Genomic DNA, 9,558 nt, shown 5'->3' with positions numbered 1-9,558 from the left:
ATCGCGCATCGTCCAGCCCGAAGTGCTTCCCTCAAGCCGCCTCGCCATTCTTCTCGATCTCATCGAGATAGAACTTCTTGCTTGGCTGCAGATGGTCGACGCAAAGCTGCGCCAGCACCCAATTGTCGCGGCGCTTCAGCGCCTCGATCATGATTTCGTGGTGTTGGCGCGACACATCCAATTGCTCGGGATCGGCCAGCGAATTGGCGCGCACCGGCAGGCTGAGCCGCATATATTGCTCGATCGACGACACCAGGTAGTCGTTGCCGCAGGCCGAGAACATGGTCAGGTGGAAGCGGTCATTGGCCTCGTGGATGCCACGCAGATAATGCGCGTCGACATGGACGCTGTAGAGCCGATGGATTTCCGTCAGCACCTCGATCAGCGCCTCGCTCGCCGGTAGCGGGATCATCAGCGCCGCTTGCCGCTGCAGAAGCTCGCGCACCTCGTAGATCTGCCTGACCTCCTCGGGCGAAAGCCTTCTCACCATCGCGCCCTTGTTGCGCTCGCGGGTGACGACGCCGAGCTTTTCGAGCTGGTAGAGCGCCTGGCGGATCGAGTGGCGCGAGACGGGAAAGCGGGCGAGCAGCACGTCCTCGACCAGCCGCCTACCGGGCGCCAGGCGGCCGAAGATGATGTCTTCCTCCAGCGCCCGCACGACATCGGCTTCCTTGCCGCCATAATCGGTCGTGGTGAGCATCCCGTCGTCCTCGCTTGCGTCGGTCATTCTAAAGCATGATCCCGAAAAGTGGGAACCGGTTTTCGGAGAAAGATCATGCTCCGACAAAGAGTTAGATCGTGATGGCGATTCAAGGAAACGCTATCGCGATCGAACATCGCAACATGCTACGAAAATAGCATTCTGCGTTCACGGGGCTGATGCTAGGGTCTGGTTGCGTCCACACGAAGGGCGGCGCGTGCGTGCGCGGAGGAGGAACAAGAAGCGGGGCGCGCAGGCCCGCATTCTCAGGCAACGGACACAACTGTTGAAACCATCGCGAGGCGGCCGCGTTTGGCGTGGTCGGCCACAAGGGAGGAACCACCAGTGAAAGCATCCTATCTCATTTCCGCCGCCCTGCTCGCGGCAAGCACGGTGCCGGCGGCGGCCGGCGAAATCTCCGACGGCAAGGTCAAGATCGGCATCCTCAACGACCAGTCCGGCGTCTATGCCGATTTCGGCGGCAAATGGTCGGTCGAGGCCGCCAAGATGGCGGTCGAGGATTTTGGCGGCAAGGTGCAGGGCGCACCGATCGAGATCGTCAACGCCGACCACCAGAACAAGCCCGACATCGCCTCCAACATCGCGCGCCAGTGGTACGACACCGAGCAGGTCGACGCGATCATGGAGCTCACCACCTCGTCCGTGGCGCTGGCCGTCCAGGGCATTTCCAAGGACAAGAAGAAGATCGACATCGTCACCGGCGCGGCCGCTACCGATCTCACCGGCAAGCAGTGCTCGCCCTATGGCTTCCACTGGGCTTATGACACGCATTCCCAGGCGGTCGGCACCGGCGGCGCGTTGGTCCAGCAGGGCGGCGACAGCTGGTATTTCATCACCGTCGACTATGCCTTCGGCTATTCGCTGAAGGAGCAGACCGCCAAGCTCGTCGAGGCGAGCGGCGGCAAGGTGCTGGGTGAAGTGCGCTATCCGCTGGGATCGACCGACTATTCCTCCTTCCTGTTGCAGGCGCAGTCCTCAGGCGCCAAGGTCGTCGGCCTGGCCAATGCAGGCCTCGACACCTCCAACGCCATCAAGCAGGCTGCCGAGTTCGGCATCGTCGCCGGCGGCCAGCGGCTGGCCGCACTTCTGTTCACGCTCGCCGAAGTGCACGGCCTCGGGCTGCAGGCGGCGCAAGGCGTGGTGCTGACCGAAGGCTATTACTGGGACCGCGACGACGAGAGCCGCAAATTCGCCGAGCGTTTCTTCAAGCGCACCAACCGCATGCCCAACATGATCCAGGCCGGCACCTATTCGGCGGTGCTGCAATATCTGAAGGCCGTCGACAAGGCCGGCACCGACGAGACCGAGGCGGTGGCCAAACAACTGCATGAGATGCCGGTCAACGATGTCTTCAGCGCCAATGGCAAGGTCCAGGCCGACGGTTCGATGGTGCACGACATGTATCTCTACCAGGTCAAGAAGCCGGAAGAGTCGAAGAAGGACTGGGACTACTACACCTATCTGGCGACCATTCCGGGCGACAAAGCGTTCCTGAAGGCCGAGGAAAGCGGCTGTCCGCTCGTCAGCAAGTGACGCTAGCGGCAGCGACGGCCGTCCGCCGGGACGGTAGCGAACAGATGCCGCGGGTGGTGCTTTCCGCCCGCGGCCTGAGGCGCGACTTCGCCGGCTTTGTCGCCGTGAAGGATGTCGACCTCGACGTCCATCACGCAAAAATCCATGCGCTGATCGGCCCGAACGGCGCCGGCAAGACCACCATCTTCAACCTCCTGACGAAGTTCCTGCAGCCGACCGCCGGCAGGATCGAATTGCTCGGCACCGACATCACTCGCGCGCCGCCAGCAAGGGTGGCGCGCATGGGGCTCGTGCGCTCGTTCCAGATCTCGGCGATCTTTCCGCATCTCTCCGTGCTCGACAATGTGCGCGTCGCTCTGCAGCGCCCGGGTGGGCTGGGCCACCAGTTCTGGCGCCCGGTGTCGGCGCTCGACCAACTGACGCCCCGAGCGCGCGAGTTGCTCGCCATCGTTGGCCTCGAAGACGCCGCACACGGGCTCGCCGGCGATCTGTCCTACGGCAGGAAGCGCGTGCTGGAGATCGCCACCACGCTGGCGCTCGACCCGAAGGTGCTGTTGCTCGACGAGCCGATGGCGGGCATGGGCCATGAGGATGTCGGCATGATCTCCGGCATCATCCGGTCGCTGGCCAAGGACCGCGCCGTGCTGATGGTCGAGCACAACCTCACCGTCGTCGCCGATCTCTGCGACTGGATCACCGTCGTGCAGCGCGGCCAGGTGCTCGCCGCCGGCGACTATGCAACGGTGAGCAAGGACGAGCGCGTGCGCGTCGCTTACATGGGCACCGAGCCTGAGGAAACCGGGCATGAAGGGACCGGGCATGAGTGAGCCGCTGCTTGCCGTGCGCGACCTGCATGCCTGGTATGGCGAGGGCCATGCGCTGCACGGCGTCGACCTCGACATATTTCGCGGCGAGACCGTCACGCTGCTTGGCCGCAACGGCGTCGGCAAGACGACCACCTTGCGCGCCGTCATGGGGCTGATCCGCAAGCGGACCGGCAGCGTCACCTTCAACGGCAAGGATTTGATGCGCCTGCCGCTGCACCGCGTCGCCCATCAGGGCATCGGCTTCGTGCCGGAGGAACGCGGCATCTTCGCCACGCTGACCGTCGACGAGAACCTGATCCTGCCGCCTATCGTCGCCAAGGGCGGCATGAGCGTGGACGAAATCTTCGAGCTCTTTCCCAACCTCAAGGAGCGGCGCAACAGCCAGGGCACGAAACTGTCGGGCGGCGAGCAGCAGATGCTGGCGATTGCGCGCATCCTGCGCACCGGCGTCGAGATGCTTTTGCTCGACGAGCCGACGGAAGGGTTGGCGCCGGTCATCGTCCAGCGCATCGGCGAGTTGCTGGCGACATTGAAAAAGCGCGGCATGACCATCCTTCTGGTCGAGCAGAATTTCCGCTTCGCCGCCCGCATCGCCGACCGCTTCTACCTGATGGACCACGGCAAGGTGGTGGAAGGCTTTGCGGTCGGGCAGCTTTCCGCGCACACCGACAAACTGCACGAGGTGCTGGGGGTATGATGGCGCCATGACCATGATCTTCGGCATCCCCATCCAGGCGCTTCTCGGCCAATTGCTGGTCGGCCTGATCAACGGCTCCTTCTACGCCATGCTCAGCCTGGGGCTCGCCGTCATCTTCGGCCTGTTGCGCATCATCAACTTTGCTCATGGCGCGCTCTATATGCTTGGCGCCTTCATCGGCTATCTGCTGCTTGTCCATCTCGGCATCGGCTACTGGCCGGCGCTGATCATCGTGCCTTTGGCCGTCGGCCTGTTCGGCATGGTGGTCGAGCGTCTGGCGTTGTCCAGGCTCTACCGCCTCGACCCGCTCTACGGCCTGCTCTTCACCTTCGGTCTCGCCTTGGTCATCGAAGGCGTGTTCCGCTACTTCTTCGGCGTCTCCGGCAATCCCTATGCCGTGCCGGCGCTGCTTGCCGGCGGCACCAATCTCGGCTTCATGTTCCTGCCCAATTATCGCGGCTGGGTGGTGGTCGCCTCGCTCATCGTCTGCATCGGCACCTGGCTGCTGATCGAGAAGACCAGGCTCGGCTCCTACCTGCGCGCCGCGACCGAGAATCCCGAGCTGGTGCAGGCCTTCGGCGTCAACGTGCCGCTGCTCTTGACGCTCACCTACGGTCTCGGCGCCGCTCTTGCAGGATTGGCCGGCATCCTCGCCGCGCCCGTCTACCAGGTCAGCCCGCTGATGGGTTCGGACTTGATCATCGTGGTCTTTGCCGTCGTCGTGGTCGGCGGCATGGGCTCCATTCTCGGCGCCATCATCACCGGATATATGCTTGGCCTCGCCGAAGGCCTGACCAAGGTATTCTATCCGGAGGCCTCGAACCTGGTCGTCTTCGTCATCATGGCGATCGTGCTTTTGCTCCGGCCCGCCGGCCTGTTCGGAAGGGACGCGTGAGATGAGCGAGGCGACCCTTCACGAAGAACGCGCCGCTGCCTCGCTCCGGCTGGAACGGGCGCTGGTGGCGCTGGCCGTCGCGGCGCTGATCGCCGCGCCCTTCGTCATCTATCCGATCTTCATCATGAAGATGCTGTGCTTCGCGCTCTTCGCCTGCGCTTTCAACCTTCTGCTCGGCTACACCGGCCTGCTCTCCTTCGGTCACGCCGCCTTCTTCGGAGGCGCCGCCTATTTCTGCGCCTATGCCGTGAAGGCCTGGGGCTGGCCGCCGGAGGCCGGCATCCTGCTTGGCACCGTCGGTGCGGCGGGCCTCGGCCTCGTCATGGGCTTCCTCGCCATCCGCAGGCAAGGCATCTATTTCTCGATGATCACACTGGCGCTGGCGCAGATGTTCTATTTCTTCTGCGTCCAGGCGCCCTTCACCGAGGGCGAGGACGGCATCCAGGGCGTTGCGCGTGGAAAGCTCTTCGGGTTCGTCGATCTCAATGTCACCATGAACATGTATTTCTTCGTGCTGGCGGTCTTCCTGATCGGCGTCTTCGCCATCTGGCGCATCGTCAACTCGCCCTTCGGCATGATCCTGCGCTCGATCAGCGAGAACGAGAACCGCGCCATTTCGCTGGGCTATTCGGTCGGCCGCTACAAGCTCGCCGCCTTCGTCATGTCGGCCGCCCTTGCCGGCCTTGCTGGCGCCACCAAGGCGATCGTCTTCCAGTTCGCCACGCTCACTGACGTCACATGGCAGATGTCGGGCGAGGTGATCCTGATGACGCTGCTCGGCGGCATCGGCACCATGGCCGGCCCGGTGGTCGGCGCCGGCCTCGTCGTCGGCCTTGAGAACACGCTTGCCACCTCCGGCTTCCCGGTGACGATCGCCACCGGCCTGATCTTCATGGTCTGCGTGCTGATCTTTAGGCGCGGCATTGTGGGCGAGGTTTACGCAAGGTGGCTGGGGCGAGCGCGAGGCGGCGGCAATCCTTAGGCGGCCGCTTCATATCGTTTGATCTCCTTAAGCTCTTCCTGTAGCGACGCACCCTCGACAGCCAGATCGTAACTGGCCTGCATGTTCATCCAGAACTGCGGTGTCGTGCCGAAGAACTTCGCAAGACGCAAAGCCGTGTCCGGCGTAACCGGTGTGGTCTCATTGGCAAGGCGCTCGATACGCGTGCGCGGCACATGGAGCTTCTTGGCCAGCGTGTAGGGCTTCAGATCGAGGGGCTTAAGAAATTCCGTCCTCAGTATCTCGCCTGGATGAATTGGAACATCGAGTTTGATCATTTTTTCACTCCCATCGGGAAGAGCGCACTGGCTCGGCTGAATGGTCTGTCCGCCTAATGATAGTCGGTGATTTCCACATCCTCGGCTCCGCCATCCACCCAACGAAAGCAGACTCGGAACTGGTCGTTGATCCGGATCGAATGTTGGCCGGCGCGATCCCTTTTCAGAGCTTCAAGCCGGTTCCCCGGCGGCACCTTGAGGTCGGTCAGTTCGGTCGCGTTATCGAGCATGAACAATTTCCGCTGAGCGACACGGACGAGGTCCGCCGGAAACCCTTTCGGAGCCTTGCCTGTCGAAACCGCTTCGGTTGTCTTGTCCTTGAACGACCGGATCATCTGACTTCCAGGGTTCGTATCTTATCATGATACGTCGCTTTGCGTCAACAAAAAGTATCGCGATATGATACGCAGCACTCCTTCCGAACGCTACGCTGGCCCGTCCACCGGCACCTCCAGTCCCATCTTCACCCGATCCATCGCCACGAACGTGCGGAACCTTTTGACGTTGTTGTTTTCGAAGAACAGCCGCCGTGTCAGCGCCTCGTAGTCGGCCATCGTCGCCACGGTGACGACGAGGATGAAATCGGCCTCGCCGGTGACGTAGTAGCATTGCTGCACCTCGGGCACTTCGGCAAAGCCGCGCTTGGCAGCGTCGATCAGCTCGGCGCGCTCGCTCTCCACCTCGACCTCGACGAAGATGGTGATCGGGTGGCCGACTTTGGCCGGGTCGACCAACGCGACATTGGCGCGGATGACGCCGGTCTCTTCCATCCGCCGGATGCGACGCTGCACCGCCGGCGCCGACAGGTTCACCTTTTCGCCGATCACCCGCTGTGGCGTGGTGTTGTCCTTCTGCAGGATGGCGAGGATGGCGCGGTCGAAGGCGTCGAGATTTGGCGGAACGGGCATCGGCGACATCCAGACGAAACAAACTTGCAATCAGCTGGCCGAAACAGAGCGCATTTCTCAGGCGCTCTGCAATAGATTTCCGGGACACGAAACGGGAGGAAACCATGATCCTGCTCAATCGACGTCCCGAATACAGGCAGTTGCTGGCCGCGGCCGACGCTTCCGCGCTCGGCATCGCCGGCGCCGAGGAGGCCGAGCGTTTCTTGCGGGCGCGCGACAACCACGCCGAGACGCCACTGCATCCGCTGCCGGCGCTCGCGGCCGAACTCGGCATTGCAGCACTTCACGTCAAGGACGAAGGCAAGCGTCTCGGCCTCGGCAGTTTCAAGGCGCTGGGCGGCGCCTATGCCGTCATCCGGCTGGTGCTGGAGGAGGCCGGCAAGCGGTTCGGCCGCAAGCTCGATGTCGGCGAGATCGGCGATGCGAAGGTGCGGGCGATCGCTGCGCAGATGACCTTCTGTTGCGCCACCGACGGCAATCACGGCCGCTCCGTGGCGCAGGGCGCCGGCCTCGTCGGCGCGCACTCGGTGGTGTTCGTCCATGCCGGCGTCAGCGGCGAGCGCGTCGCGGCGATCGCCCGTTACGGCGCCGAGATGGTGCGGGTCGAAGGCGGCTACGATCATTCCGTGCGCGAGGCCGCCCGCATCGCCGCCGAGCGCGGCTGGACGGTGGTCTCCGACACCTCCTGGCGGGGCTATGAGCGCATTCCGGGCCTGGTCATGCAGGGCTACACGGTGATCGTGCGCGAGGCGTTGCGGCATCTGCCGGTGCCGCCCACCCATGTTTTCCTGCAGGCCGGCGTCGGCGGTTTCGCCGCGGCGATTGCCGGCCATCTGGCCATCCTGCTCGGCGAGCGGCGGCCAAAAGTCGTCGTCGTCGAGCCGGCGCGGGCGGCCTGCGTCTACGCCACGGCCGAGGCGGGGCGTCCGGTAAAGATCCCGCATGACCAGCCGACCGTCATGGCCATGCTTGAATGTTATGAGCCGTCGCTGGTTGCCTGGCGGGTGCTTTCGCGCGTCGGCGACGCCTTCATGACGGTGGAGGAGGTCGACGCGGTCGCGGTGATGAACCGGCTGGCGCGGCCCAAGGGCAACGATCCGGCGATCGTTGCCGGCGAGAGCGGCGGGGCGGGGCTTGCCGGGTTGATCCGCGCCACCGGCGACATCGGCATGCGCGCCGCGCTAGGTCTCGACGCCCAATCCCGCGTGCTCATCATCAACTCCGAAGGCGCGACCGACCCCGGCCGTTACGCCGAACTGGTCGGGATGGCGCCGGGCGAGGTTGAGCGGGCAAGGCAGCCGGCGTGAGCAATCTGATGATCAATGCCGATCGCCTCATCCGGCGCATCGAGGAACTCGGCAGCCTTGGCCGCGATGCGCAAGGCCGGCTCGTACGCGTCGCCGCCTCGGATATGGATCGGCTCGGCCGCGACCGGCTGGTCAGCTGGCTGAAAGAAGCCGGGCTCGAGGTCGCCGTCGACCGCATCGGCAACATCTTCGGCATCTGGCGAGGCGGCGGTGGGGGCGATCTGGCGCCGGTCATGCTCGGTTCGCATATCGACACGGTGATCGACGCCGGCATCTATGACGGCTGCTACGGCGTGCTTGCCGCCCTGGAGGCGATCGAGAGCCTGAAGGAGGCCGGATTCGTTCCGGCCCGCCCGCTTGTCGTCGCGGCCTTCACCAACGAGGAAGGCGTGCGCTATTCCCCCGATATGATGGGGTCGCTGGTCTATGCCGGCGGCGTCGACATTGAGGACGCGCTGGCCGCCATCGGTACCGACGGCACGGTGCTGGGCAAGGAACTGGAGCGCATCGGCTATGCCGGCCGGCACCGGCCCGGCTTCATCGAGCCGCATGTCTATGTCGAGCTGCATGTCGAACAGGGGCCGGTGCTTGAGCGCGAAGGCATCGCCATCGGCGCGGTCGAGAACCTGCAAGGCATTTCCTGGCAGCGCATCACGATTGACGGCGAGGCCAATCACGCAGGCACCACGCCGATGGCGATGCGCCGCGATGCCGGCGTCGCCGCCGCGCGGGTGATTTCCTTCATCGCCGACCGCGCCAGCGCCTCGCGGACACGCACGGTCGCCACCGTCGGCACCATCGCTTTCGAGCCGAACGCCATCAACGTCATCCCGGCGCGGGCAATTTTCACCATCGATCTGCGCGATCCCGACGAGGCGAGCCTCAAGGCGGAGGAGGCGGCACTTGCCGCTTTCCTCGACGAACTTGCCGCAAGCGCCGGCGTCACTATCCAGGCCGAAAGCCTGGCGCGTTTCGAGCCGGTGACCTTCGACGCGCGTGTCGTCGCGCTGATCGAGGCCGGCGCCAAGGCCGCAGGTCTTTCCTGCCGGCGCATGACATCGGGCGCCGGGCACGACGCGCAGATGATTGCCCGCATCGCGCCGTCCGCGATGATCTTCGTGCCGAGCCGCGGCGGCATCAGCCACAATCCGGCCGAGTTCACCGCTGCCGGCGAGCTCATCGCGGGCGCCAACATACTGCTCGGTGTCGCCGCCAGGCTGGCGGTTGACTGACCACCGGAGCGGGTGATCAAGAGGAGAAAGCGCGGATGACTGACGTCGAGGGCAGGCAATTACACCCAAAAATAGTTCAGTCGACGGCGTCGTCTTCTATCGCATTTCGCATCTGGCGACATCGGGAAGAAACAAACGTCAATCACTAGCAAAATAGTTC

The 9,558-nt window shown here is 64.2% G+C and carries 11 protein-coding genes; 7 read left to right on the top strand and 4 right to left on the bottom strand.

Features of this window, described 5'->3' with window-relative positions:
* Positions 1–31: 31 nt before the first annotated feature.
* Positions 32–700 carry a GntR family transcriptional regulator gene (locus ACVDG8_RS03900; RefSeq protein ID WP_447257220.1) on the bottom strand — a complete coding sequence of 223 codons (669 nt, stop codon included), beginning with the start codon at positions 698–700 and terminating at the stop codon, positions 32–34.
* 345 nt (positions 701–1,045) lie between these two features.
* Between ACVDG8_RS03900 and ACVDG8_RS03895 the strand changes: the two genes are divergently transcribed.
* From ACVDG8_RS03895 to ACVDG8_RS03875, 5 genes are read left to right on the top strand one after another with little or no spacing between them, the layout of a single operon-like run.
* Positions 1,046–2,254: an ABC transporter substrate-binding protein gene (locus ACVDG8_RS03895; RefSeq protein WP_447253517.1), complete on the top strand. Its 1,209-nt coding sequence runs from the start codon at positions 1,046–1,048 to the stop codon at positions 2,252–2,254.
* A gap of 44 nt (positions 2,255–2,298) precedes the next feature.
* Positions 2,299–3,081, top strand: a complete 783-nt coding sequence (locus tag ACVDG8_RS03890; RefSeq protein WP_447253516.1) for an ABC transporter ATP-binding protein — start codon at positions 2,299–2,301, stop codon at positions 3,079–3,081.
* Positions 3,074–3,778 (top strand): ABC transporter ATP-binding protein, encoded by a 705-nt coding sequence (locus ACVDG8_RS03885; RefSeq protein ID WP_447257219.1) that lies wholly within the window; start codon positions 3,074–3,076, stop codon positions 3,776–3,778. Before ACVDG8_RS03890 ends, ACVDG8_RS03885 begins: the two co-directional genes overlap by 8 nt.
* A 7-nt stretch (positions 3,779–3,785) precedes the next feature.
* Positions 3,786–4,673 carry a branched-chain amino acid ABC transporter permease gene (locus tag ACVDG8_RS03880; RefSeq protein WP_447253515.1) on the top strand — a complete coding sequence of 296 codons (888 nt, stop codon included), beginning with the start codon at positions 3,786–3,788 and terminating at the stop codon, positions 4,671–4,673.
* Between the two features lies 1 nt (position 4,674).
* Entirely contained in the window at positions 4,675–5,655 is a 981-nt protein-coding gene (locus tag ACVDG8_RS03875) for a branched-chain amino acid ABC transporter permease (protein WP_447253514.1), read from the top strand.
* Here the strand turns inward: ACVDG8_RS03875 and ACVDG8_RS03870 are convergent.
* From ACVDG8_RS03870 to ACVDG8_RS03860, 3 genes are all read right to left on the bottom strand, one after another.
* Positions 5,652–5,951, bottom strand: coding sequence for a HigA family addiction module antitoxin (locus ACVDG8_RS03870; RefSeq protein ID WP_447253513.1), 300 nt, complete (start codon positions 5,949–5,951; stop codon positions 5,652–5,654). The genes ACVDG8_RS03875 and ACVDG8_RS03870 overlap by 4 nt on opposite strands.
* A 53-nt stretch (positions 5,952–6,004) precedes the next feature.
* A complete protein-coding gene (locus ACVDG8_RS03865) occupies positions 6,005–6,286 on the bottom strand; it encodes a type II toxin-antitoxin system RelE/ParE family toxin (RefSeq protein WP_447253512.1) in 282 nt (93 codons plus the stop codon).
* A gap of 90 nt (positions 6,287–6,376) precedes the next feature.
* A complete protein-coding gene (locus ACVDG8_RS03860) occupies positions 6,377–6,868 on the bottom strand; it encodes an Lrp/AsnC family transcriptional regulator (protein WP_447253511.1) in 492 nt (163 codons plus the stop codon).
* A 95-nt stretch (positions 6,869–6,963) separates the two neighbouring features.
* On the opposite strand from ACVDG8_RS03860, the gene ACVDG8_RS03855 reads away from it, so the two are divergent.
* A complete protein-coding gene (locus tag ACVDG8_RS03855) occupies positions 6,964–8,166 on the top strand; it encodes a diaminopropionate ammonia-lyase (protein WP_447253510.1) in 1,203 nt (400 codons plus the stop codon).
* A gap of 8 nt (positions 8,167–8,174) precedes the next feature.
* Positions 8,175–9,398 (top strand): allantoate amidohydrolase, encoded by a 1,224-nt coding sequence (locus tag ACVDG8_RS03850; protein WP_447257218.1) that lies wholly within the window; start codon positions 8,175–8,177, stop codon positions 9,396–9,398.
* Positions 9,399–9,558 lie beyond the last annotated feature (160 nt).

It is taken from the genome of Mesorhizobium sp. ORM8.1 (assembly GCF_053005525.2).
The sequence above is the reverse complement of the archived record's forward strand: the minus strand, read 5'-3'. Positions and strand labels throughout refer to the sequence as shown.